General features: G+C 65.6%; 22 protein-coding genes. 16 read left to right on the top strand and 6 right to left on the bottom strand.

Annotated elements, in window-relative coordinates:
• Positions 1–17 precede the first annotated feature (17 nt).
• From GEU84_RS03290 to GEU84_RS21305, 6 genes are all read left to right on the top strand, one after another.
• Complete coding sequence (locus GEU84_RS03290; protein ID WP_152824040.1) at positions 18–1,847, top strand: ABCB family ABC transporter ATP-binding protein/permease; 1,830 nt, start codon at positions 18–20, stop codon at positions 1,845–1,847.
• 115 nt (positions 1,848–1,962) lie between these two features.
• Positions 1,963–2,616, top strand: a complete 654-nt coding sequence (locus tag GEU84_RS03285) for a tetratricopeptide repeat protein (RefSeq protein WP_152824039.1) — start codon at positions 1,963–1,965, stop codon at positions 2,614–2,616.
• A 70-nt stretch (positions 2,617–2,686) separates the two neighbouring features.
• Positions 2,687–4,042, top strand: coding sequence for a PQQ-like beta-propeller repeat protein (locus GEU84_RS03280; RefSeq protein WP_152824038.1), 1,356 nt, complete (start codon positions 2,687–2,689; stop codon positions 4,040–4,042).
• 58 nt (positions 4,043–4,100) lie between these two features.
• Complete coding sequence (gene der / locus GEU84_RS03275; protein ID WP_152824037.1) at positions 4,101–5,567, top strand: ribosome biogenesis GTPase Der; 1,467 nt, start codon at positions 4,101–4,103, stop codon at positions 5,565–5,567.
• Between the two features lie 9 nt (positions 5,568–5,576).
• A complete protein-coding gene (locus tag GEU84_RS03270) occupies positions 5,577–5,804 on the top strand; it encodes a hypothetical protein (RefSeq protein ID WP_152824036.1) in 228 nt (75 codons plus the stop codon).
• 2 nt (positions 5,805–5,806) lie between these two features.
• The gene (locus GEU84_RS21305; RefSeq protein ID WP_277604798.1) at positions 5,807–5,938 is read left to right on the top strand and encodes a hypothetical protein; all 132 of its coding nucleotides are present in this window, start codon (positions 5,807–5,809) and stop codon (positions 5,936–5,938) included.
• 59 nt (positions 5,939–5,997) lie between these two features.
• On the opposite strand, the gene GEU84_RS03265 is transcribed toward GEU84_RS21305, so the two are convergent.
• The 6 genes from GEU84_RS03265 to miaA form a co-directional block, all read right to left on the bottom strand.
• Positions 5,998–8,076 (bottom strand): dipeptide ABC transporter ATP-binding protein, encoded by a 2,079-nt coding sequence (locus GEU84_RS03265; RefSeq protein WP_152824035.1) that lies wholly within the window; start codon positions 8,074–8,076, stop codon positions 5,998–6,000.
• Between the two features lie 97 nt (positions 8,077–8,173).
• On the bottom strand, positions 8,174–9,589 hold the full coding sequence (locus GEU84_RS03260) for an ABC transporter permease (RefSeq protein WP_152824034.1): 1,416 nt from the start codon (positions 9,587–9,589) through the stop codon (positions 8,174–8,176).
• A 10-nt stretch (positions 9,590–9,599) separates the two neighbouring features.
• Positions 9,600–10,682, bottom strand: coding sequence for an ABC transporter permease (locus GEU84_RS03255; RefSeq protein ID WP_152824033.1), 1,083 nt, complete (start codon positions 10,680–10,682; stop codon positions 9,600–9,602).
• Positions 10,683–10,789: 107 nt separating this feature from the next.
• Positions 10,790–12,442 carry an ABC transporter substrate-binding protein gene (locus tag GEU84_RS03250; protein WP_241427555.1) on the bottom strand — a complete coding sequence of 551 codons (1,653 nt, stop codon included), beginning with the start codon at positions 12,440–12,442 and terminating at the stop codon, positions 10,790–10,792.
• A gap of 316 nt (positions 12,443–12,758) precedes the next feature.
• Entirely contained in the window at positions 12,759–13,556 is a 798-nt protein-coding gene (locus GEU84_RS03245) for an AraC family transcriptional regulator (protein ID WP_152824032.1), read from the bottom strand.
• A 111-nt stretch (positions 13,557–13,667) separates the two neighbouring features.
• Entirely contained in the window at positions 13,668–14,546 is an 879-nt protein-coding gene (gene miaA / locus GEU84_RS03240; RefSeq protein ID WP_152824031.1) for a tRNA (adenosine(37)-N6)-dimethylallyltransferase MiaA, read from the bottom strand.
• 193 nt (positions 14,547–14,739) lie between these two features.
• On the opposite strand from miaA, the gene pyrH reads away from it, so the two are divergent.
• From pyrH to fabZ, 10 genes are all read left to right on the top strand, one after another.
• Positions 14,740–15,477 (top strand): UMP kinase, encoded by a 738-nt coding sequence (gene pyrH, locus GEU84_RS03235; protein ID WP_152824030.1) that lies wholly within the window; start codon positions 14,740–14,742, stop codon positions 15,475–15,477.
• A gap of 173 nt (positions 15,478–15,650) precedes the next feature.
• On the top strand, positions 15,651–16,217 hold the full coding sequence (gene frr, locus GEU84_RS03230) for a ribosome recycling factor (protein ID WP_152824029.1): 567 nt from the start codon (positions 15,651–15,653) through the stop codon (positions 16,215–16,217).
• Between the two features lie 100 nt (positions 16,218–16,317).
• On the top strand, positions 16,318–17,061 hold the full coding sequence (gene uppS, locus GEU84_RS03225; RefSeq protein WP_152824028.1) for a polyprenyl diphosphate synthase: 744 nt from the start codon (positions 16,318–16,320) through the stop codon (positions 17,059–17,061).
• Positions 17,058–17,873: a phosphatidate cytidylyltransferase gene (locus GEU84_RS03220; protein ID WP_152824027.1), complete on the top strand. Its 816-nt coding sequence runs from the start codon at positions 17,058–17,060 to the stop codon at positions 17,871–17,873. The genes uppS and GEU84_RS03220 overlap by 4 nt, the downstream gene beginning before the upstream one ends.
• A gap of 1 nt (position 17,874) precedes the next feature.
• Complete coding sequence (dxr, locus tag GEU84_RS03215) at positions 17,875–19,059, top strand: 1-deoxy-D-xylulose-5-phosphate reductoisomerase (RefSeq protein ID WP_152824026.1); 1,185 nt, start codon at positions 17,875–17,877, stop codon at positions 19,057–19,059.
• A 5-nt stretch (positions 19,060–19,064) separates the two neighbouring features.
• Positions 19,065–20,405: an RIP metalloprotease RseP gene (gene rseP / locus GEU84_RS03210; protein WP_152824025.1), complete on the top strand. Its 1,341-nt coding sequence runs from the start codon at positions 19,065–19,067 to the stop codon at positions 20,403–20,405.
• Between the two features lie 126 nt (positions 20,406–20,531).
• Positions 20,532–20,669: a hypothetical protein gene (locus GEU84_RS03205; RefSeq protein ID WP_174539286.1), complete on the top strand. Its 138-nt coding sequence runs from the start codon at positions 20,532–20,534 to the stop codon at positions 20,667–20,669.
• A gap of 129 nt (positions 20,670–20,798) precedes the next feature.
• Positions 20,799–23,177 carry an outer membrane protein assembly factor BamA gene (bamA, locus tag GEU84_RS03200; protein WP_152824024.1) on the top strand — a complete coding sequence of 793 codons (2,379 nt, stop codon included), beginning with the start codon at positions 20,799–20,801 and terminating at the stop codon, positions 23,175–23,177.
• 35 nt (positions 23,178–23,212) lie between these two features.
• Positions 23,213–23,770 (top strand): OmpH/Skp family outer membrane protein, encoded by a 558-nt coding sequence (locus tag GEU84_RS03195; RefSeq protein WP_241427554.1) that lies wholly within the window; start codon positions 23,213–23,215, stop codon positions 23,768–23,770.
• Between the two features lie 92 nt (positions 23,771–23,862).
• Positions 23,863–24,330, top strand: coding sequence for a 3-hydroxyacyl-ACP dehydratase FabZ (gene fabZ, locus GEU84_RS03190; RefSeq protein ID WP_152824022.1), 468 nt, complete (start codon positions 23,863–23,865; stop codon positions 24,328–24,330).
• Positions 24,331–24,332: the final 2 nt, after the last annotated feature.

Genomic DNA, 24,332 nt, shown 5'->3' with positions numbered 1-24,332 from the left:
GCAGCAGGAGACACCAGATGACCGATGCCAGCACGCCCGCCCCCGCCGAGACACCCGAGATGGGCGGCCTTGCCACCATGCGCCGCGTGCTGCCCTATCTGTGGCCCGACGGCGAGGGCTGGGTGAAACGCCGCGTCGTGCTGGCGCTGCTGGCGCTGGTGATCGGCAAGATCGTGTCGGTGGCTACCCCGTTCTTTTACAAGGCCGCCGTCGATGCGCTTGCGGGCGAGGCCCCGTCGGAACAGGCCATTCTGGCGCTGGGGGCCGTGGGGGTGACGGTGGCCTACGGGCTGGCGCGGCTCAGCTCGGTGGCCTTTGGCGAATTGCGCGATGCGATTTTCGTGGCCGTGGGGCAGCGTGCGTTGCGCAAGCTGGCGCTGGAGACATTCACCCATATCCACCGCCTGTCGATGCGCTATCACATCACCCGCAAGACCGGCGGCCTTTCCCGCATCATTGAACGCGGGGTCAAGGGTGTCGATTTCCTGCTGCGCTTCATGCTGTTTTCCATCGGCCCGCTGATCCTGGAACTGACCATGGTGTCGGTGATTTTCGCGCTGCTGTTCGGCATCGAATACATGCTGGTCGTGGTGATCACCATCGCGCTGTATGTCACCTTCACCTTCAAGATCACCGAGTGGCGGGTGAAGATCCGCCGCGAGATGAACGATCAGGACAATGATGCCAACCAGAAGGCGATCGACAGCCTGCTGAACTTTGAAACGGTGAAATATTTCGGGGCCGAAACGCGCGAGGCCGGGCGCTATGACGTGGCGATGGCGCGGTATGAAACGGCGGCGGTGAAGACGGGTCTGTCGCTGACGCTGCTGAACGTGGGGCAGGCCTTCCTGATTACCACGGGGCTGGTGATCGTGATGGTGATGGCGGCGCTGGGGGTGCAGCGGGGCACGCTGACAGTGGGCGATTTCGTGATGGTGAACGCCTATATGATCCAGATCACGCTGCCGCTGGGCTTTCTGGGCACGGTGTATCGTGAAATCCGGCAAGCCTTGGTGGATATGGGGCAGATGTTCGGTCTGCTGGCACAACCTGCGGAAATCGTTGACAAAGCCGGTGCGCCCGCGCTGAAGGTGGCGGGCGGCGAGGTGCTGTTTGACGATGTGCGCTTCGATTATGATGCCGAGCGCCCGATCCTGAAGGGCATCACCCTGCGCGTGGGCGCGGGGGAGACGGTGGCACTGGTCGGCCCGTCGGGTTCGGGCAAATCGACCATCGGGCGGCTGCTGTTCCGCTTCTACGACGTGACCGGCGGCGCGGTCAGGATCGACGGGCAGGATCTCCGCGACATCACGCAGGACAGCCTTCACGCCCAGATCGGCGTGGTGCCGCAGGACACGGTGCTGTTCAACGACACGATCCACTACAACATCGCCTATGGCCGTCCCGCAGCGACCGAGGCCGAGGTGGTGGCGGCGGCGCGGGCGGCCAAGATCCATGATTTCATCATGGGCCTGCCGGACGGCTATCAGACCACGGTGGGCGAACGCGGCCTGAAACTGTCGGGCGGGGAAAAGCAGCGGGTGGGCATCGCGCGCACCCTCTTGAAAAACCCGCCGATCCTGCTGCTGGACGAGGCGACATCGGCGCTGGACACCCAGACCGAGCGGGATATTCAGGACAGTCTGAAGGAAATGGGGCAGGGCCGCACCGTGATCACCATCGCGCACCGGCTGTCCACCATCGCCGATGCCGACCGGATCGTGGTGCTGGAGGATGGCCGCATCGTCGAGGAAGGCACGCATGAGGTGCTGTTGGGCCGTGGCGGGCGCTATGCCGCGATGTGGGCGCGGCAATCCAGCGAGGATGAGGCGGCCGAGGCGGCGTGACCGCCCTTTCGTCTGCCCCGCCCGAAGCCGCCTAAGCGCCAGCCTGATTGCCCCGGGGCTTGGCAAGCCCTTGGCCTTGCGTGTAAGACGGGGGCAACGAGCTGGGAGAAACCTGTTGAGCAACCCCGAAAGTTTCATCGACGAAGTGACCGAAGAGGTCCGCCGGGAAAAGCTGTTCACGGTGTTCCGCAAATACGGCTGGATCGGCATCGTGCTGGTGCTGCTGGTGGTGGGCGGTGCGGCCTGGACCGAATGGCAAAAGGCGCGCGACCGTGCGGCGTCGCAGGCGTTCGGCGATGCCGTGCTGGGCGCGCTTGAGGCGGAAAACCCTGCCGCCCGGCGTGATGCGCTGGCCGCCGTGCCCGCAGACGGCACCCGCGCGGCCATCCTGCAACTGCTGCTGGCCAGCGACCCCGCCGAGGATCGCGCGTCGGCACAGACCGCGCTGGAATCTGTTTCCACCAACCCCGATGTTTCGCAGGCCTACCGCGATCTGGCCCTGCTGCGCTGGGTGGCCAATAGCTTGCCGCAGGACGGCATCCCGGTGGCCGAACGCCGGGCCGCGCTGGAATCCATTTCAGCACCCGGGCGGGCGTTCCGCACCATGGCGCTGGAACAGCTGGCCTATCTTGAGATCGAGGCGGGCAACACCGATGCCGCCATCACCGTCCTGCGCACACTGACGCAGGATCAGGAGGCACCGGCGGGCTTGCGTCAGCGTGCGCAACAGATGATTGTCGCCCTGGGTGGCGAGGCCGAGGCAGGCTAGGCCGCGTGGCGTGCCGCAGGGCACGCAGCGGCCAGACGGCGCAACCGGACAGGACAGGCAGGGCAGGGTGATGATCAGCAGAACGCGCAACACGGCGGTGACAGGTCTGGCGCTGATGGCGCTGCTGGGGGCCTGCGCCGAACGCGAACTGATCCTGCCGGGCGAACGGTTCGACGTGCGCGCGCCCTTGGAGGCCAGCGTGCCCACCGAAGAGACGCCCACCCCCACCGACAGCACCAATCTGGTGGTGAATGTCAGCCAGCCGATCGCGCTGCCCGCCGCCACCGCCAATGCGGCCTGGACGCACCGGGCAGGCAACGCGCAGCACCTGGCCCCGCATGGCGCGCTGAATGCGCAGCCCGCGCGCGTCTGGTCGGCCAATATCGGCGCGGGCAACACCCGGCGCAACCGCATCGCCGCCGCGCCCGTGGTGGCCGAGGGCCGCATCTTTACCATCGACTCGGCCACCCGAATGGCGGCCACGTCAGCCAGCGGGCAGCCGTTGTGGTTGGCCGATCTGACACCGGAAACTGACCGGGGCGGCGGCATTTCGGGTGGCGGGCTGGCCTTTGGCGAGGGGCGCATCTATGCCACCACCGGCTACGGCGAATTGCTGGCGCTGGACCCTGCGACCGGCGGCGTGATCTGGCGGCAACGGTTGGGCGCGCCGGTGGCGGGTGCCCCCACAGTGGCGGATGGCGTGGTTTATGTGGTGGCGCGCGACAGTTCCGCATGGGCGGTCGAGGCTGACAGTGGCAGGCTGCGCTGGCATCTGCCCGCCAGCCCGGCGGCGGCGGGCATGATCGGCGCTGCGGGGCCCGCTGTGACACCGCAGGCGGTGCTGTTCCCCTTTGCCAGCGGCGAGGTTGTGGCTGCGCTGAAACTGGGCGGCACGCGGCTGTGGACGGCGCATGTGGCGGGCGAGCGGCTCGGCCGGGCCTATAACGCCATCAGCGACATCACCGGCGACCCCGTGGTGGCAGGGGGCGTGACCTATGTGGGCAATCAGGCCGGGCGCACCGTGGCGCTGGATACCGCCTCGGGTGATCAGCTGTGGTCAGCCACCGAGGGCGCCTATGGCCCGGTGCTGCCGGTGGGCGACTCGGTGTTCCTGGTGTCTGACGAGGCACGTCTGGTGCGGCTGGATGCGGCCACGGGTGCGGTGATCTGGGCGGTGGAGATGCCCTATTTCACCAAGGAAAAGGCCCGCCAGCGCAAAGCGATCTTTGCCCATTACGGCCCGGTTCTGGCGGGCGGGCGCATTGCCGTCGTGTCGTCGGATGGCGCGCTGCGGCTGTTCAGCCCGCTGGATGGCAGTCTGGTGGCCAGCGCCGACATTCCCGGCGGTGCGGCCTCGGCCCCGGCGCTGGCGGGCGGGGTGCTGTATGTCGTGGGCGGCAACGGGCAACTTCACGCTTTCCGTTGACGCTTTGCGGGTGTAAGGCCACAGGCTGATCCGCAGACTATGCCCCCGGAGGGCCCGAATGAGCTTTACCCTCGCCATCGTCGGACGCCCCAATGTGGGCAAATCGACCCTGTTCAACCGGCTTGTGGGCCGCAAGCTGGCGCTGGTGGATGACCAGCCCGGCGTGACGCGCGACCTGCGCGAGGGGGATGCCAAGCTGTTCGACCTGCGCTTCACCGTGATCGACACGGCGGGGCTGGAGGAAGTGACCGATGACAGCCTGCAAGGCCGCATGCGCCGCCTGACCGAACGCGCGGTGGATATGGCCGATGTCTGCCTGTTCCTGATCGACGGGCGGGTGGGCGTGACCCCCACGGATGAGGTGTTCGCCGACATCCTGCGCAAGAAGAACGCCCAAGTGATCCTGGGTGTGAACAAGGCCGAGGGCAAGGCAGGCGATTCAGGCGCGATTGAGGCTTACAGCCTGGGGCTGGGCGAACCCGTTCGCCTGTCGGCGGAACATGGCGAAGGGATGGACGACCTTTACCACATCCTGCGCCCGATCGGCGAAGGCTTCCGCGAACGGGCCGAGGCGGATGCGCCCATTGTAGATGTGGATGTGACCGAGGAAGAGGCCGAGGTTGAGGCCGACGCCGATGCGCACAAGCCCACGCTGGAAAAGCCGTTGCAGATCGCCGTCATCGGGCGGCCCAATGCCGGAAAATCGACGCTTATCAACAAGATACTGGGCTATGACCGGCTGCTGACCGGCCCCGAGGCGGGCATCACCCGCGATGCCATCTCGGTCAAGGCCGAATGGATGGGCACGCCGATGCGCATCTTTGACACGGCGGGCATGCGCAAGAAGGCCCGCATCACCGACAAGCTGGAAAAACTGTCGGTGTCCGACGGCATCCGCGCCGTGCGCTTTGCCGAGGTGGTGGTGGTGCTGCTGGATGCCGAGATTCCGTTCGAGACGCAGGATCTGCGTATCGCCGACTTTGCCGAGACCGAAGGCCGGGCGGTGGTGATCGCCGTCAACAAATGGGATCTGGAGGACGAAAAGCAGGAAAAGCTGGCGGCATTGCGCGAGATGTTCGAACGCCTGCTGCCGCAGTTGCGCGGGGCGCCGATGGTCACGGTTTCGGCCAAGACCGGCAAGGGGCTGGACCGGCTGCATGATGCCGTGCTGAAGGCGCATGACGTGTGGAACCGCCGCGTTCCCACGGCGCGGCTGAACACCTGGCTGGGCGCTATGGTCGAATCGCACCCGCCGCCCGCACCCGGTGGCCGCCGCATCAAGCTGCGCTACATGACGCAGGTGAAAACCCGGCCTCCGGGCTTCATCGTGATGTGTTCGGCTCCCGAACAGATGCCCGACAGCTACAAACGCTATCTGGTGAACGGCCTGCGCGAACATTTCGACATGCCGGGCACGCCGATCCGGCTGACGTTGCGCGGGCAGGGCGACAAGAACCCGTTCAAGGGGCGGCATTTTTCAACCCCGTCGCGGCTCAGGAAGCACACGGGCAAGGGCAACTACTGAGGCGTGCCCATGGTGCGCAACGAGCAGACAAAGCTGTTGGCCAACGCGCTGGACCGCGCCTCGACCGCCTGTTTCACAGTGGGGATAGCGACGCCGCTGGCCGCCTGGCTTTACAATATCGGCAATTTTCGCAGCGTTGTGCCATCGCTGGTCGTCGGGTTCGGCATCGGGGGTTGGTTTTTGGTGGCGGTTGCCCTACATTTACTGGCAAGACGGATACTGCGGAGGCTTGACTGACGATGGAAGACCAAGGGTTTTTGCTCGCCTTTGTCTATACACCGCTGGCGGTTCTGGCGCTTGGCTATGCTGCGGTCAGGCTGCACGAGCGCGCGCTACGCAAGGATGATCTGAAAAAGCACCCGGCGGAATAGGCGCGGGCCACGACATCTGCCACGTTTCAAAGACGTTCGGGGGCCACTGGCCCCCTTTGTCATTCCGCCGCGATGGTGATCACCGGCTCCATGCCGTTCAGCACCTCGGCCGACAGGTGGCATTTGATCTGATGCCCTGCGGCCAGCGTGACCACCGGCGGCATTTCACGGTCACAAAGCCCGCCCGGAACCTGCGATTTCCAGCGGCAGCGGGTCTGGAACGGGCAGCCGGGCGGCGGGTTCATGGCCGACGGAATATCGCCTTCCAGCACGATGCGCTTTTTCTTCACCCGGGTGTCAGCGATGGGCACGGCTGACAGCAGCGCCTCGGTATAGGGGTGGTAGGGCGGGCTGAACACCTGATCTGTGGTGCCCAGTTCGACCACATGACCCAGATACATCACCATCACCCGGTCGGACAGGTAGCGCACGATGGAAAGATCGTGGCTGATGAACAGCAGCGTCGTGCGGTTCTTGCGCTGGATCTCCATCAGCAGGTCGGTCACGGCGGCCTGCACCGACACATCCAGCGCCGACACCGGCTCGTCTGCCACCACGATCTTGGCGCCGCCCGCAAAGGCGCGCGCGATGCCCACGCGCTGTTTCTGCCCGCCAGACAACTGGCGCGGCATCCGTTCGGCAAAGGCGCGCGGCAGTTTCACCAGGTCCAGCAGTTCCAGCATGCGCGCATGGCGATCAGCGTCGGATTTGCCCTCGTTGAAAATCTCCAGCGCGCGGATGATCTGGCGGCCCACGTTCATCGAGGGGTTCAGCGTGTCAAACGGGTTCTGGAACACCATCTGCACCGAACTGACGGTATCGGTGGACCGCTTTTCGATGGGCGTATCCTGAATATCCTGATTATACAGGAAAATCTTGCCTGATGTCGCGGTTTCAAGCCCCATCAGCACCTTGGCGAAGGTGGATTTGCCGCAGCCGGATTCGCCCACGATGGCCAGCGTCTCGCCCTCGCGCGCCTCGAAGCTGAGCGTTTCGTTGGCCTTCACCACTTTCGACACGCCGCCGCCGAAGCTTCCGGAGGACACGTTGTAATATTTCCGCAGATCCTCCATCCGCAGCACCACGTCGCCCACGGGCGTTTTCTGCACCGCCTTGCCGATGCGGATCGGGGCGTTCCAGTCGATCTCGGTCGAACGGATGCAGCGCGTGGCGTGGCGGTCGCCGGGGGCGGGGACCATGGGAATGTCACCCGCGTTGCAGCGCCCGTCGGTGAAATATTCGCAGCGCGGGCCAAAGTTGCAACCCTTGGGCCGTTCATGCGGCAGGGGAAAGTTGCCGGGGATAGCCACCAGCGGGCGCGAGGTTTTATCTGCCCCGGGCAGCGGAATCGACCGGAACAGCGCCTGTGTATAGGGGTGGCGCATGTCGTCGAACACCTGCGCCACATTGCCGGTTTCCACCGCCTCGCCGGAATACATCACACACAGGCGGTCGCAGACATCCAGCACGAGGCCAAGGTTGTGGGAAATGAACAGCATCGAGGTGCCGTATTTCTCGCCCAGATCCTTGACCAGATCGACGATGCCCGCCTCGACCGTCACATCCAGCGCGGTGGTGGGTTCATCGAGAATCAGCAGCGCGGGTTTCGACATCAGCGCCATGGCGATGACGATGCGCTGCTGCTGCCCGCCGGAAAGCTGGTGCGGATAGGCCTGCAATATGCGGTCAGGGTCGGGCAGGCGCACATCGGCGACGATCTGGCGGGCCAACGCCAGCGCCTGATCGCGTGGCATGCCCTGATGAATCATCGGCACCTCGGCCAGTTGCGCGCCGATCTTCATCGCCGGGTTTAGGCTGGCCATGGGTTCCTGATAGATCATGGCGATTTCCGAGCCGCGCAGCTTGCGCAGTTCAGGCTCAGACATGTTGGTCAGGTCGCGGCCCTTGAACTTGATCGAGCCGCCGACGATTCGGCCGTTCTTGCCCAGATCGCGCATCACCGCCAGCGCCACGGTGGATTTGCCGCACCCGGATTCGCCCACCAGCCCCATCGCCTCGCCCGGCATGACGGTGCAGGAGAAATCCATGACAGCCGGGATTTCGCGCAGGCGGGTGAAGAAGGAGATCGAGAGGTTCTCGATTTCCAGAATGGGTTTGGTGTTGTCCCAGTCGGTCATGCGGCGCTCCGTGGCTGGGGCAGAGCCGGGGGGCTTCACGCCCCCCGGACCCCCCGTGGGATATTTAGAGACAGAAAATGCAGAAAAGGGGCGGGCATCAATCCTTCAGGCTTTCTTCGCGCAGCCCGTCGGCAAGGAGGTTGAGGCCGAGAACGAGGCTCATCAGCGCGAGGGCGGGCACGATGGCAGGGTGGGGGAAGACCGACAGCAACCGGCGGCCATCGTCGATCGTGCTGCCCCAGTCGGGGGATTCAGGGGAAACGCCGAGGCCGAAGAAGCCAAGCGTGCCCAAGAGGATCGTGGTGTAGCCGATGCGCAGGCAGAAATCGACGATCAGCGGGCCGCGCGCGTTGGGCAGGATTTCCCACAGCATGATGTACCAAGGGCCTTCGCCACGGGTCTGGCCGGCCGCGACATAATCACGCGCCTTCAGATCCAGCACGATGCCGCGCACGATGCGGAACACGGTTGGGGCGTTCACGAACACCACTGACACGAAGACGTTCAGCAGGTTTGGGTCCATTGACCAGACGCCCAACGGATCGGCGTTGAAGGCAAGGCCGGAATAGGCCCAGAGGCCGATCACAAGTGTCAGGCCGACATAGATGTTGCGTTTCTTCGGGTCGGTGAAATAGCGGCTGTTCCACAGGACGCAGAAGAAGATCACCGGAAAGATGAACAGGGCGGCGGCCAGAATGATCGGGATGCCGGTGACGCGAATCTCGGGCGTGACCAGCAGGTAGAACAGCAGGATCACCGGGAAGGCCAGGACGAGATTGGCGATGAAGGACAGAAACGTATCCAGCCGCCCGCCGAAATAGCCCGCAGGCAGGCCCAGGGTGATGCCCACCATGAAGGCAAAGGCTGTGGCGGCGGGGGCGATGGCCAGCACCCGGCGCGCGCCCATCACCATGCGGGAAAACACGTCGCGGGCCAGTGAATCGCCGCCCAGCAGGTAATAGCTGTTGTCCTCGCCGGGCACTGGCGTGCCGGGCACCTTGTTTTTCAGGCCGGACAGCTGTGCCAGCGGGTCATGGGTGATGATGATGTCGGCAAAGATCGCGGTGAAGATCCAGAACAGCACGATGCCAAAGCCAACCATGCCGACCGGGCTGTCAAAGAGCTTGCCGTAAAGGCCCAACTTGCGCTTGAATCGCAGCGATACCGCGAAGGTCACGATCAGCGCCAGCCAGACCGGCCAGAACTGCGCCGACATGGCGCCGATGATGCCCTTGGCGGGTTTGCCCGGCAGCACGAGGCCCAGCACCAGATAGGCCAGCACCACGGCCAGCACCCCCAGCAGCAGCCAGCGCGCGGCCATGCCCAACAGATCGGCCGGGCCGCGCCGGGCGGCCAGCGTGCCATCGGCCAGCACCACCGCCGTATCGCCGCTGGCGAACAGCGACAGCATGAATTGCAGCACCCATGCCAGCAGCAGCAAGGCCACCAGCGCCAGCAGCAGCGGGTTCAGCACGGGGCCCGCGGCGCCGGTCCAGGTCAGAAGATCACTCATCGGTTTCTCCTTAGGCCAGACGGATGCGGGGGTTCAGGAAGACATAGCCGATGTCGGACATCAGCTGCGTGACCAGCACGACAAAGACGGCGACCACCGAGCAGCCCAGCAGCAATTCAATGTCGTTGTTGCCGGCGGCCTGCACCAGTGTCCAGCCGAAGCCCTTGTAGTTGAACAGGGTTTCCACGATCACCACGCCGTTCAACAGCCAGGGGAATTGCAGCATGATGACGGTGAAGGGGGCGATCAGCGCGTTGCGCAGGGCGTGGCGGATGACGACCTGGCGGAAGCTGACGCCCTTCAGCCGGGCGGTGCGGATATATTGCTGCACCATCACCTCGGTCATCGAGGCGCGGGTCATGCGGGCGATATAGCCGATGCCGTAAAGCGCGATGGTCAGCACGGGCAGCGCGAAATTCCAGAAGGTGATGCCATCCATGGCCGATGTGGCGGTGCCAAGGAACAGTGTCTTGCTGGAAATCAGCCCCCATTCGAACAGCAGGGGCGAAAGGCCCGCCGTGGCGCTGGCAAAGATCACCACAAGGATCACGCCCGACACATATTCCGGCGTGGCGGTGGATGCGATGGCGACGGTGGACAGCACGCGGTCCAGCTTTGAGCCTTCGCGCATGCCGGAAAGCACGCCCAGCAGCAGCGAGGTGGGAACCATCACGATCATCACCCACAGCATCAGCCAGGCCGTCGCCCCCAGGCTGCGCGACAGGATCGAGCCAACGGAATCCTTGAACACCGTCGAGGTGCCCCAGTCGCCCTGCAACACCCCGCAGAAGGCGGGCGCATCGGCGGCGCTGGCGGGCGAGGCGATGCAGCGGCCCCGGGTTTCGCCGTTTTCCGTCACCGTCCAGCCGGGCAGCACGCCCAGCCATTCGCCATAGCGCACCAGCAGCGGCTGGCCAAAGCCGTTCTTCTCCAGCCAGCTGGCCACCTCGTCATCCGACATCCGCGCCGAAGCCTCGGATTTCGCCAGCTTTTCAAGGTTGGGGGCCAGGTTCGTCATGAAGAAGACGATGAATGTCAGGCAAAGCGCGGTCAGCAGCATCACAAGACTGCGGCGCAGCACGAATTTGAGCATGGCTCATCCTTCCCGTGAAGGGCGAAGGAAAGGGGAAGTTGCCCCCGGCTATGGCAGTCGGGATGCGCGCGCGGTGGCGCGCATCCTAGTCGTCGATCAGACCGCGCTTATGCGTCGATCCACCATTTATACTGGTGATGCTCGAAGGTCGCATGCATGTCGGCACCCTTCACCTTGGGGTCGAAGTGCCGGAAGATCGAGCGCCAGTAGGGCTGGATCAGCACGCCGTCGTCCTGCATGATCTTTTCGATATTCGCCATGACTTCGCGGCGCGCGTCGGCATCGGCGATCGACATGGCTTTCGCCAGTTCGGCATCGAAGGCGGGGTTCGAATAGGCGGCCTCGTTCCAGGCTTCGCCGGTGCGGTAGGCCAGCGCCAGGATCTGCACGCCCAGGGGCCGCATGTTCCATTCCGTGCCCGAGAACGGGAACTTCAGCCAGTCGTTCCAATAGGTCGAACCCGGCAGCACGGTGCGCTTGATGTTGATGCCTGCGTCGCGGATTTGCGCGGCGATGGCGTCGCAGGTGGCGGCCTGCCATGCGTCATCCAGCGAGGTCAGCTCGAACTCGTGGTCGGCCATGCCGGCTTCGGTCAGCAGGGCAAGCGCTGCTGCGGGATCGACGACCGGCGGCGGCAGTTCGGCATATTCCGGGTGGATCGGGCAGACGTGGTGGTTTTCGGCGACGGCTCCCAGGCTCGAATAGCCCAGCTCCAGCACCACGGCATTGTCAACCGCCATGGTCAAGGCCTTGCGCACGCGCACGTCCTTGTATTCCTCGGCCAGCTGGTTGAAGCGGACGGCCAGGGTGGCTGCCGTCACGGCCTCGGATTTGGTCCAGCCCAGACCATCCAGCACGTCGATGAATTCGCCGACCGACTGATAGGTCGCGTCGATCTCGCCCGAACCGGCGGCGGCAACGGCGGCCGACGGGTCAGAGCCGAAGTCGATGTATTCCACCTTGTCCAGATACGGGCCGCCGTAGACGGCGGTGCCCCACCAGACGTGATCGGGGTTCTTCACCAGCACCAGACGGATGCCGATTTCCACGGTTTCCGGCAGGAATGGGCCGGTGCCGATCGGGTTGGCCGACGGGTCGCCATTGTCATAGGACGAATGCACCACCGCCGCCGGGTAATCGGCGAAGTTGGCGATCAGGGTGATGTCGGGCGCGCTGAGTTTCAGCAGCACGGTCAGCGGGTCAACCACCGTCACCGCATCGGCGCGCAGCATCTTGGTCGCGGCATCCGACAGCGTGGCCATGCGGCCGGCCATCGAGTTGCCCTCGACATTGCCATCGGCCCAGCGGGTGATGTTGTTGGCCACGTCATCGGCGGTAAAATCGTCGCCGTTGTTCCATTTTACGCCCGGGCGGACCTTCAGCGTGTATTCGGTGGCGTCGTCATTCGTGGTCCAGCTTTCCAGCAGCATGCCGCGGAATGTGCCGTCATTGTTGTATTCGACCAGATATTCCAGCCAGCCGCGGGTAAAGTTGGCGATCTGCGACCAGTCGGCGGTGCGCGGGTCTTTCAGGCCCTTGGTCTCCATCTCCATCCGCAGGGTGCCGCCCATCTTGGCCTCCTGCGCCTGGGCTGCGGGGGCTACCAGACCCAGCAGGCCATAGGCCGATGCCGAGGCCACACCCAGCGCCGAGGCGCGGGTCAGGAATTCGCGGCGGCTCATCGTGCCGGCGCGCACTTCGTCGGCATAAAGCCGGGCCGCCGGGTGCAGCCGTTCGGCTGTCGGGGTTGCGTGTTTCATCGTGGCAGTCTCCCTGTCAGGCAGTTTTATGTGTCAGCGCCAGCACGGTGCAGAAGGGCGAAATCGGCAACCCCCGCGCCCCGCAAGGCCCGCTGTTGTGATGGCATTGCGCACTGTTTTCGCCGCTGCGTCAACGCCTGCTTTCGGCATGTCATACGGTGTTTGCGACATTTTTCTTCGCATCTGGCATGGCCAAACCCTAGGCGGGCCGGCTTTGCGGCGCAACCCCGCAATGGCGTTTTTTGCGGATGCGGCATGCCCGGTCGCCCCGGCCAAAGCTGGCGCCGCGCCTGCGTGCAAGCGGCCTGTGCCACGGTCAGATGCTGCGACGGAAAGCCGAGGGCGACTTGCCGGTCATGTGCTGGAAGGCGCGGGTGAAATAGGCGGGCGAGGTGAAGCCCAGGCTATCGGCGATTCGCCCCACCGGCATGTCGGTTTCCGACAGCATCTTGCGCGCCTCGAAGATCAGCCGGTCATGCAGCAGCGCCGAGGCGGGCCGCCCGCAGGTCTGTTTGCAGCAGCGTGTCAGATGCGTGGGGGTCACGCCCAGTTGCGCCGCGAAATCCGCCACACCCATGCCGCTGCGGAAATCACGCTCCAGCAAGGCGGCAAAGCGCACCACCAGCCGCCGCGTGGCATCGGGCGGCGGGGCATCGGCGGCGGCGCGCGCCACCTGCCGCTCCACCCAGACGCCCAGCAGCCCCAGATAGTGCCGTGTCGCGCGGTCATGTGCGGGGCTGTCGCTGTCCATCTCGCGGCCGATGTGGTCAAGGATCAGGTTCAGCTCCTGCTGCACCGACACTTCGCGGATGCGCAGGTGCTGGGGCGCGGCGGGCAGCGTCACATCGCAGTCGCGCCCGAAAAATACTGCCGTGCCAAATACTTGCGGCCCCACCTCAAACCCGTGCATCACGCCGGCCGGAATGAACAGCGCGTTGTTGGCGGTATAGCCCCGGGTCACGCCCGCCACGGTGATGCGGCCCTGGCCCTTGGTGAACCACAACAGCATGGGTTCCGAGATGGAGCGCATCGCCTCGACCCGCCAGCGCCCGCCCGCCGCAAGGCGCGGAATGGCCACAAGCCGCAGTTGCGATGGGGCGGAAAGCGTGTTCATGCGGTCAATCCGTCAGGAGGCAAAACCAGATAAGCAGCCCTTGGCGCAAGACCCAAGCGAAAAGATGGCGGAACCGGCAAGTTCTGGCGGCAGGGTGGGAAATGTGCCGCCTCAGGGCAGGGCGATGCTGCGCCACCCGCCCATGCGGCTGCGAAACCAGGTGCGCTGGCGCTTGGCATATTGCCGCGTGGCGGTTTTTGCGGCAGCCGCCGCCGCGTCCAGCGTCATCTCGCCGCGCAGATGCGCGATCAGTTCGGGTGCTCCGATGGCCTTGGCCGAGGGCAGGGCGGGGTTCCAGCCGGGAAGGGCGGCGCGCACCTCGTCCAGCGCGCCCGCGGCCAGCATCGCGTCGAATCGGCGGTCGATCCGTTCGCCCAGCCAACCGGGGTCAGGGCGCAGCACGATGGGTTCAACCTGCGCCAAGGGCAGCAGCGGCGGCGGCGTGTCGGCCTGCCATGCGGCCAGCCCCCGGCCCGTGGCGGCCAGCACCTCCCATGCCCGCTGCACCCTTGCGGGGTTTTGCAGGTCGGTCCTGGCGCGGGTGGCCGGGTCCAGCGCCGCGATCATCTCGGCCAGCCCGCCTGCGGCCAGCCAGGCATCGCCAGTCGCGCGCACGGCCGCCGGTGTGGGGGGAATGATGGCCAGCCCCTCGGTCAGCGCCATGAAATACAGGCCCGTGCCGCCCACGACCACCGGGCGCAACCCTTCGGCCAGCACGCCCGCCACCTCGCGCAGCCAGTGGCCCGCCGAATAGGGCTGCGCGTCACCGACATGGCCATAAAGCCGGTGCGGCAGGCCAGCCTGTTCCGCCGCCGAAGGCCGGGCCGACAGCAGATGCCAGCGCGCATAGACCTGCAAGGCATCAGCATTCACGATCACCCCGCCGCCCTGCTCGACAATCGCCGCCGCCAGCGCCGACTTGCCGGATGCCGTCGGCCCAGCGATCAGCACGGGCCTTTCAGCCGGAATGTCCTGCGCGATTCGCAGCATCGGTCACTTTCTTCCGCATTTTCTGTCCAAAAATATCCCACGGGGGTGCGGGGGTGTGAAACCCCCGCCGGGTGGCCAAACCCGCCGACACCGGAATGCCCGCCACCTTCCCCGTTGAACCTCCCGGCGTTTTGCGACATTTTGCGCCGCAGTCCAGACCGAAAACACATTTCACCTTGCGGGAGCCTCGCCGATGAACACCCTAGCCGCCCCGCCCGCCCCCGTCACCTACACCCGCGTGATGCTGAAAATCTCGGGCGAGGCGCTGATGGGCGACCAGGGGTTCGGCCTGCATCCGCCCACCGTGCAGCGCATCGCGCATGAGGTGAAGTCGGTGCGCGATCTGGGGGTCGAGATTTGCATGGTGATCGGCGGTGGCAACATCTTTCGCGGCCTTGCCGGCTCGGCACAGGGTATGGAACGCACCACTGCCGATTACATGGGCATGCTGGCCACGGTGATGAACGCGCTGGCCATGCAGTCGGCGCTGGAGCAGCTGGGCGTGTTCACCCGCGTCATCAGCGCCATCCCGATGGATCAGGTCTGCGAGCCCTACATCCGCCGCCGCGCCGTGCGCCATCTGGAGAAAAAGCGCGTCTGCATCTTTGCCGCAGGCACCGGAAACCCCTATTTCACCACTGACACGGCGGCCACGCTGCGCGCCAATGAAATGGCCTGCCAGGCGATCTTCAAGGGCACAAAGGTGGATGGCGTCTACGACAAGGATCCCCGCAAACATGCCGATGCGGTGCGTTACGACCGCGTCAGCTATGACGAGGTGCTGCAAAAGCATCTGGCGGTGATGGATGCCAGCGCCATCGCCCTGGCCCGTGACAACGACCTGCCGATCATCGTGTTTTCGCTGGACGAGCCCGGTGGTTTCTGCGGCATCCTGCGGGGCGAGGGCACCTATACGCGGGTGCAGGGCTGACCCCATCGCTTGCGGGCTGCGGGGCGCGCAACGCCTGACTCCACATGCGGCGGTCGGGCTGCTATAGACCGCCCTCAGCAAAGCAAGGCACAGCCCAAGTCAAAGCCGCCCGCGCGTCGGGCCGAACACCGGGCCGCCAGCAGCGGCCCTTGCAGAACCGGAAGGAAGACAGCATGTCGCAAGACGATCTGGACATTGACCTTGATGCGATCGAACGGCGGATGGATGGCGCGATGAACGCGCTGCGCACGGAATTTGCCAGCCTGCGCACCGGGCGGGCCTCGGCCAGCATGCTTGATCCCATCCATGTCGACGCCTACGGCCAGATGACGCCGATCAACCAGCTGGGCACGGTGAACGTGCCCGAGCCGCGCATGGTGGTGATCAACGTCTGGGACAAGGGCATGATCGCCAAGGTGGAAAAGGCGATCCGCGAAAGCGGGCTGGGCATCAACCCCGTCTCGGACGGCCCGCTGATCCGCCTGCCGATCCCGGAACTGAACGAACAGCGCCGCCGCGAGCTGACCAAGGTGGCCGCGCAATATGCCGAAAGCGCCAAGGTGGCGATCCGCAACGTGCGCCGCGACGGGATGGACCAGATCAAGAAGGCCAAGGCCTCGGGCATGGCCGAGGATGACCAGAAGATGTGGTCGGACGAGGTGCAGGCCCTGACCGACAAGGCCATCGCCAATGTGGACCGCGCGCTGGAGGCCAAGCAGGCCGAGATCATGCAGGTCTGACCCGCGCGGGGGGCAGGGGCATGATTGCCGGGCCTGCCGCCCGATGACGACCCGCGACGACCCGCGACGACATTGAACAGCCAGGCAGAAGGGGCAGCAATTGGCCGCCAAAGACCCAAGCGAGGCCCAGCCCGCACCGCGCCAAGCCCGCCATGTGGCCATCATCATGGATGGCAATGGCCGCTGGGCCACGAACCGGGGCTGGCCGCGCCTTGTGGGGCACCGCAAAGGCGCCGAGCGGGTGAAGGAAATCGTGCGCTGCGCCCCCGATCTGGGCATCGACTGGCTGACGATCTATGCCTTTTCGACCGAGAACTGGAAACGTTCGACCGAGGAAGTGCTGGGCCTGATGTCGATCTTCGCGCGCTACATCGAGCGCGAGGCCGACCGGCTGGCCGCCGAGGGCGTGCGCATGCGGTTCATCGGCGACCGGAGGCGGCTGGACGACCGGTTGCAACGGCTGATGACCGGGATCGAGGCGCGCACGGCGCAATACAGCCGCCTGAACCTGACGGTGGCCATCAACTATGGCGGGCGCGATGAACTGCTGCGCGCCACACGGGCGCTGTGCCGCGACGTGGCCGAGGGCCGCATCGACCCCGCACAGGTGACAGAGGCGGCGATTGCCGCGCATCTGGATACGGCGGGCCTGCCCGACCCCGATCTGGTGATCCGCACCTCGGGCGAAAGCCGCACGTCGAACTTTCTGCCCTGGCAGTCGGCCTATGCCGAATATGAATTCACCCCGACCCTGTGGCCCGATTTCACCCCCGCCGAACTGGCTGCGATCCTGACGGCGTTTTCGGGGCGCGACCGGCGCTTTGGCGGCGTGGCACGCGGATGAGCCGACGGCCAAAGCGTCAGGGCCGCTGGGGAGACCTGCCGAAACGGCTGATTTCGGCGGTGATCATGCTGGCCGTTGCGGCGTTCGAGCTGTGGTTCGGCGGCCCGTTCTTTGCCCTGCTGGTGGTGGTGCTGACCGGGCTGATGATCTGGGAACTGGCGCGGATGACCGATGCACGGCGGCCCGCAGTCTGGGTGGGGCTGGGGATATTCGCGGCAGCGGTGATGTTCGGCGTGCTGGCGGTGCCGGTGCCGCTTGGCCCCCTGCCGCTGCTGTTGCCGCCGGTTTTGGGCTTTGCGCTGATGGGCCAGAACCGCCGGGTGTTTCTGTTCTACGGTCTGGCAATCGTGGCGGCGGGGCATACGCTGGTGGGCCTGCGCGAACAGGGCGGATCACCCGTGATCCTGTGGCTGATCGCCGTGGTGGTGGCGTCCGATGTCATGGGCTATTTCGTGGGGCGGCGGTTCGGCGGGCCGAAATTCTGGCCGCGCATCAGCCCGAACAAGACCTGGTCGGGCACGGTGGCGGGCTGGTTTGGCGCCGGTTTTGCCGGGGCGCTGTTCGTGCTGGATGGCCGGGCGGGCTGGGGCCTTGTGGCGCTGTCGCCGCTGATTGCCCTGGCGGGCCAGATGGGCGACATTGCCGAAAGCTGGGTGAAGCGGCGGGCGGGCGTCAAGGACGCCTCGACGCTGATCCCGGGGCACGGCGGGGTGCTGGACAGGTTCGATGCGCTGATCGGCGCGGCCTTGGCCGTGCTGGTGCTGAGCCTGCTGTTGCCGCTGCCGCTGCCCCTGCCACGACCGGGGGGATAGGATGCGCAGCGTTTCGGTGTTCGGGGCGACCGGGTCGGTGGGGGGCAGCACGTTTGACCTTCTGATGCGGCAGGGCGGGCCAGACCGCTACCGCACCGTGGCGCTGACCGGCGGGCGCAACGTGGCGCGGCTGGCGGAAATGGCCCGCGCGCTGCGGGCCGAACTGGCGGTGACGGCGCATGATGACTGCCTGCCCGCGCTGCGTGCGGCTTTGGCGGGGTCGGGTGTGCAGGTGGCGGCGGGGCGTCAGGCACTGGCCGAGGCCGCAGACCGGCCCGCCGATTGGGTAATGTCGGCCATCGTGGGCGCGGCGGGGCTGGAGCCCGGCTTTCGCGCGCTGGCCCATGGTGGCACGCTGGCCTTGGCCAACAAGGAAAGCCTTGTCACCGCGGGCCCTTTGCTGATGGCCACGGCGGCGCGGCATGGCGCGCGGATATTGCCGGTGGACAGTGAACATTCCGCCATCTTTCAGGCCTTGGCGGGCGAGGATATGGCGGCGGTGGAACGTATCATCCTGACCGCATCCGGTGGCGCGTTGCGCGACTGGCCGCTGGACCGGCTGGCGGCGGCAACGGTGGATCAGGCGCTGGCGCATCCGAACTGGGCGATGGGCAAGCGGATCACCATCGATTCGGCCAGCATGTTCAACAAGGCGCTGGAGGTGATCGAGACGCGGGAATACTTTGGCGTGGACCCGGCCCAGATCGAGGTGATCATCCACCCGGAATCGCTGATCCATTCCATGGTGGCTTTTCGTGATGGCGCGGTGATGGCGCATCTGGGCGCGCCCGACATGCGGCATGCCGTGGGCTATGCGCTGAACTGGCCCGAACGCGCGGCGCTGCCCGTGGCGCGGCTGGATTTTGCCGCCGTGGGCCAGTTGACCTTCCGCGCGCCAGACCTTGCCCGCTACCCCGCGCTGCGCCTTGCACGCGAGGTGATGGCGGCGGGCGGCATGGCCGGCTGTGCCTTCAACGCGGCCAAAGAGGTGGCGCTGGATCATTTCATCGGCGGGGCCTTGGGCTTTGCCGCCATGGCCGAGGTGGTGGAAGACACGCTTGCCGATCTTTCGCGCCAGAATTGCCTTGGAAATGCCCCGCCGACCCTTGAGGATGTGCTGTCGATGGACCATCTCGCACGCAGGGCGGCAGAAAAGACCGTGCAGGCACGGCAGAGCAGAAGGTAGCACAGTTGGATATTCTCGGTCTTATCCCCTCGTTCGGCGGGCTGGTCTGGACGGTGCTGGCCTTTGTGGTCGCCCTGTCGATCATCGTGGCGGTGCATGAATACGGCCATTACATCGTGGGCCGCTGGACCGGCATCCATGCCGAGGTGTTTTCCTTGGGTTTCGGCCCGGTGATCTGGTCCCGGGTGGACCGGCGCGGCACGCGCTGGCAACTGGCGGCGCTGCCCTTTGGCGGGTTCGTGAAGTTTCTGGGCGATGCTGATGCGGCCTCCGGCAAGGATACCGTGGCCATGGCGGGCATGACCCCGCATCAGGCGCGCAACACGATGCACGGGGCACCTTTGTGGGCGCGGGCATCAACCGTGGCGGCGGGGCCGGTGTTCAACTTCATCCTGTCGATTCTGGTGTTTGCCGGGTTTTTCATGATCAACGGCATCGCCACTGATCTGCCAGTGGTGGGCCAGATGAAAGATGTGCCGCATCAGGGCCAGACCCTGCTGCCGGGCGATCAGATCCTGTCGGTCGCAGGGCAGGATACGCCCGATCTGGCAGCACTGGTGGCCAAGGCCGGTGATCTGCCGCCCGCGCCCGCCGTGGCCTACCGCGTGCTGCGCGACGGGGCCGAGGTGACGTTTGACGGGCCGTTCCCCTTCCCCCCGGTGGCTGACGGCGTGCAGGCCATGTCGGCGGCGCAGGATGTGGGCATGATGCCGGGCGATGTGGTGCTGTCGGTCGATGGCACCGCTATCCACGCCTTTGAACAATTGCGCGATGCCGTGGGCGCATCGGGTGGCAAACCCCTGCTGCTGAACATCTGGCGGCCCGGTGGCACCACCTATGAGGCGGCGCTGGTGCCGCGCCGCATGGATATTCCGTTGCCCGAGGGCGGGTTTGAAACGCGCTGGCTGATCGGCCTGTCGGGGGGGCTGGTGTTTCAGCCCGAAACCCGCACTCCGGGCCCGTTCGAGGCTGTGGGCGACGGCGCGGCCCAGACGCTGCGCATCGCGCAGACCAGCCTTTCGGGCCTGTGGCACATGATCACCGGGGCGATTTCGTCGTGCAACCTGCAAGGCCCCATCGGCATTGCCGAAACCTCGGGTGCTGCGGCCAGTGCGGGGGCGGCCAGCTTCATCTGGTTCATCGCCATGCTGTCGACCGCCGTGGGGCTGATGAACCTGTTCCCGGTGCCGGTGCTGGATGGCGGGCATCTGGTGTTTCACGCCTATGAGGCGGTGTCGGGCAAACCGCCCAGCGACCGCGCCTTGCAAGTGCTGATGACCACCGGCCTTGCGCTGCTGTTGACGCTGATGGTGTTCGCGCTGACCAACGACATCTTCTGCCCCTGACCGCCGCACATCCCTGACGGGTGCGGGCCAAGCGCCTGCAACCCTTACCCGCTGTGGTTGTGCGCCAAAATGCTGCCATATTCATGGTCTATTGCCGTGCCCAAGACGGGGACTCGGAGACATATCATGCAGACGGTGATCAAGGGCTATCGCGGGCTGTCCTTTCTGGTGGGGCTGAACTGGGATTGGGTGTTCAGCGCGGGCACCATGGTGCTGGGCCTGCTGGCCGGGGCGTTTCTGGGCACCGCATTGATCCAGCACTGACATCGGCGGCGGATTGCCGCCGATCCTGCCCAAGGGCCGCCCGCGCAAACCGGGCGGCCCTCGCCTTTTGACAAGCCCGGCCATTCCCGCTAGTCAGGTCACAACATCAGTTTTCTGCGGGGCGGCGGCATGCAACGGGCGACATCGGGTTACGGCATGCGGGGCAGCAGGGGCAAAGGGCGCATCCGCCCGGTGGTTCTTTCGGTTTTCCTTGGTGTTTCAGGGGTTTCTGCGGCGTTCCCGCAGTTCGCGCTGGCGCAGGCCTACAGCTTTTCCAATGTGGTGATCGAGGGCAACACCCGTGTCGATGCCGCAACGATCCTGTCATTCGCCGGAATCGCCCGGGGCGAGGCGGTGTCGGGCGGCGGTCTGAACGCGGCCTATCAGCGGATCGTGGATTCGGGCCTGTTCGAAGAGGTGGAACTGATCCCGCAGGGCGGCACGCTGCTGATCCGGGTGCAGGAATTTCCCACCATCAACATCATCAACTTCGAGGGCAACCGCCGCCTGAAGGACGAGGCGCTGGCCGAGCTGGTCGGCTCGCAGTCGCGCCGCGCCTATTCCCCCGCGCAGGCCGAGGCGGATGCCGCCGCCATCACCGCCGCCTATACCCAGTCGGGGCGCGTGGCCGCCACCGTCACGCCGCGCATCATCCGCCGGTCAGACAACCGCGTCGATCTGGTGTTCGACATCGCCGAGGGCCGGGTGGTGGAGATCGAGCGTCTGGCCTTTGTCGGCAACCGCAGCTATTCCGACCGCCGCTTGCGGCAGGTGCTGGAAACCAAGCAGGCGGGCCTGTTGCGCACGCTGATCCAGTCGGACACGTTCATTGCCGAACGGGTGGAACTGGACAAGCAGCTGTTGCGCGATTTCTACCTGTCGCGCGGCTATATCGACATGCAGGTGCAGGATGCCTCGGCCGAACTGGCGCGGGAGCGTGACGCGTTTTTCGTGACCTTCAGCATTCAGGAAGGCCAGCAGTTTTCCTTTGGCGACATCAGCGCCGTCAGCGAGATCGAAGGGCTGGATGCCGCGGAATTCGAGGCGCTGCTGCGCATTCGCCCCGGCACGACCTATTCGCCCGCCATCGTCGAGAACAACATCGCCCGGCTGGAAAATCTGGCGCTGCGCAAGGGGCTGACCTTTGTGCGCATCGACCCGCGCGTGACGCGTGACGAACAGAACCGGCTGTTGAACATCCAGTTTGCGCTGGTGCGCGGCGACCGGGTGTTCGTGGAACGCATCGACATCGAGGGCAACACCACGACGCTGGATCAGGTGGTGCGCCGCCAGTTCCGCACCGTGGAAGGCGACCCCTTCAACCCGCGCGAAATCCGCCAGTCGGCAGAACGCATCCGCGCGCTGGGATTTTTCTCCAACGCCTCGGTCGAGGCCGAACCGGGCAGCGGCCCCGATCAGGTCATCGTCAACGTCGATGTGGAGGAACAGCCCACCGGCTCGTTGAGCCTTGGGGTCAGCTATGGTCAGACCTCGGGCGTGGGTTTCAACATCGGCTTTACCGAGTCGAACTTTCTGGGGCGCGGGCAGTTTGTGGGGGTCAACGTTTCCACCGGCTCTGACAGCGTGAATTCCAGCATCACCTTCGCGGAACCGGCGTTCCTGGGCCGCGACCTGCGGTTCGGCTTCAATGCGGCCTATGTCGAAACCGATAACGAAAACGCCGATTACGACACGCGCAGCATCTCGATCAGCCCGTCGATCGCGTTTCCGGTCAGCGAAAGCGGGCGTCTGGAATTGCGCTATCGCCTGTCCGAAGACCGGATCAGCAGCGTTGATCTGGGCATCGAAGACCCTGATGACCCGCTGACAAACGGCTCGTCACAGATCCTGCGGGATGAAGAGGCTCAGGGCGCGCTGATCACCAGCAGCATCGGCTATACCTATACCTATGACACGCGCATCAACGGGCTGAACCCCAAGGGCGGCGTGCTGCTGCGCTTTGGCCAGGATTTCGCGGGTATTGGTGGCGATGTGAATTACATCTCGACCAACCTGCTGGCGCTGGCCGAAACCAAGGTGCTGAACGAAGAGGTCACGGTGCGGGCCATCTTCGAAGGCGGCATGGTGCATATGCTGGGCGGCGATGTCAGCCGCGTGACCAACCGCTATTTCGCCAATGGCAAGATCCGCGGGTTTGAGCCGAACGGCATCGGGCCGCGCGACCTGGGGGCCACCAACGAGGATGCGCTGGGGGGCAACATGTTTGCCGTGGCACGGCTGGAGGCCGATTTCCCGCTGGGCCTGCCCGAGGAATACGGCATCAACGGTGGTCTGTTCTTTGACGTGGGTTCTATCTGGAGCCTTGACAACACCGCTGGCACCGGCGGGCCGGTGGATGACGGGTTCCACCTGCGGTCGTCCATCGGGTTCTCGGTGTTCTGGGCCACGCCGATCGGGCCGCTGCGCTTCAACTTTGCCAAGGCGCTGGTGCAGGAAGATTACGACAGGGACCGGGTGTTCGACCTGACCATCTCGACCCAGTTCTGATGCACGGGTTGCGGGCCTTTCTGCCGGCCGTCCTGATGCTGGGGCTGGCTGGCCCGCTGGCCGCGCAGGGTGCCGATACGACGGTGCCGCCCGCCGGCATCCTGACGGTGACGCAGGAGCGGCTGTTTTCCGGCAGCCGCATCGGGCAGGCGGCCGAGGCCCGGTTTCAGGCGGAATCGCGCGCTCTGGTGGCCGAGAATCGCGAGATCGAGACGGCGCTGGAGGCCGAGGAACGCGATCTGACCAACCGTCGCGCCACATTGCCGCCCGAGGAATTCCGCGCGCTGGCCGATGCGTTTGACGCCAAGGCCGAAGGCATCCGCGACGCCCGCGAGGCGAAATCGCGCGCCCTGACCCGGCAGCGCGACGAGGATCGCCAGCGCATCTTTGCCGCCGCCGTGCCCGTGCTGGCCGCGCTGATGGAGGAAATGGGCGCGGTGGCGATCATCGAACGCAGCACCGTCCTCATTTCATTTGACCGCATCGACATCACCGAGGCGGCGATTGCCCGGCTGGATCAGGTGCTTGGCGACGGCAGCGCCTTGCCCGAAGCCCCCGGCGACGACCCGGGCACCCCGCGCGCAGCACCCTGATTGCTGCGCCGTTGCGCTTGTTTCACCCCGATCAAGTTGCTAGTCAGAACCAAGGGCCAAGGGCCTGTGCCGCATAACGAGGAGCCAGCGCGATGAATGACATGACCCCCCGCATGGCCGAGGCCGACCTGTCGATGATCCAGCGGATCATCCCGCACCGCTACCCGTTCCTGCTGATCGACAAGGTGCACAGCATCGTGCCGCATGAAAGCGCCGTGGGCATCAAGAACGTCAGCTATAACGAGCCGCAGTTTCAGGGCCATTTCCCGGGCATGCCCATTCTGCCCGGCGTGATGATCATCGAGGCCTTGGCCCAGACGGCGGGCGTGCTGGTGGGCGTGTCGATGGATCTGGTGGACAAGGGCGCGAACGTGTTCTTCATGGGCGTGGAAAGCGCCAAGTTCCGCCGCAAGGTGGTGCCGGGCGATGTGCTGGAACTGCATGTCAAGGCGCTGCGCGGCGGTGGCCGGGTGTGGAAATTCGAAGGGCGCGGCATGGTGGCGGGCGAACTGGCCACCGAGGCGGTCTATACCGCCATGTTCGACGTGCCGAAGGCCTGAGG

This window comes from Fertoeibacter niger (assembly GCF_009380135.2).
Taxonomy (GTDB): domain Bacteria; phylum Pseudomonadota; class Alphaproteobacteria; order Rhodobacterales; family Rhodobacteraceae; genus Fertoeibacter; species Fertoeibacter niger.
The sequence above is the reverse complement of the archived record's forward strand: the minus strand, read 5'-3'. Positions and strand labels throughout refer to the sequence as shown.